Source organism: Streptomyces sp. SID12488 (assembly GCF_010548275.1).
Taxonomy (GTDB): domain Bacteria; phylum Actinomycetota; class Actinomycetes; order Streptomycetales; family Streptomycetaceae; genus Streptomyces.
In genome coordinates this window covers 1-461 of sequence record NZ_JAAGLT010000121.1, presented here as the reverse complement: position 1 = coordinate 461, position 461 = coordinate 1, and the positions used below count along the sequence as shown (strand labels likewise).

At 73.1% G+C, this 461-nt stretch carries 1 protein-coding gene; it reads left to right on the top strand.

The window, feature by feature from the left end:
- On the top strand, window positions 1–461 hold a 461-nt coding region (locus G3I56_RS42795; protein WP_164418951.1), incomplete at both ends, for a serine/threonine-protein kinase.

The following is a 461-nucleotide window of genomic DNA, read 5'->3' as shown; positions in this document are numbered from 1 at the left end:
GTCGTGCACCGCGACGTGAAGCCCGGCAACATCCTGCTGGCCCGATCGGGCAAGGTGAAGATCACCGACTTCGGCGTCTCGCTGGCCTCCAACCAGAAGACGATGACCGCGACCGGCATGGTCATGGGCACGGCGCAGTACCTGTCCCCCGAGCAGGCCGTCGGACGCCCCGCCACGCCCCTGTCCGACCTGTACTCGCTCGGCGTCGTCGCCTACGAGGCGCTGGCGGGCAAGCGTCCCTTCACTGGCCCGCCCGCGGTCGCCATCGCGGTCGCGCACGTCAACGACCCGGTGCCGCCGCTGCCCGCGGCCGTCGACCGCAAGCTCGCGGCGCTCGTGCTGCGGCTGCTGTCGAAGGAGCCGTCCGAGCGACCCGCGTCGGGCGAGGAGCTCGCGGCGCTGCTCGACCAGCTCGTGCCCCGCACGCCGCCCTCGGGCGTCGCCGTGCTGGTCAGCAAGCC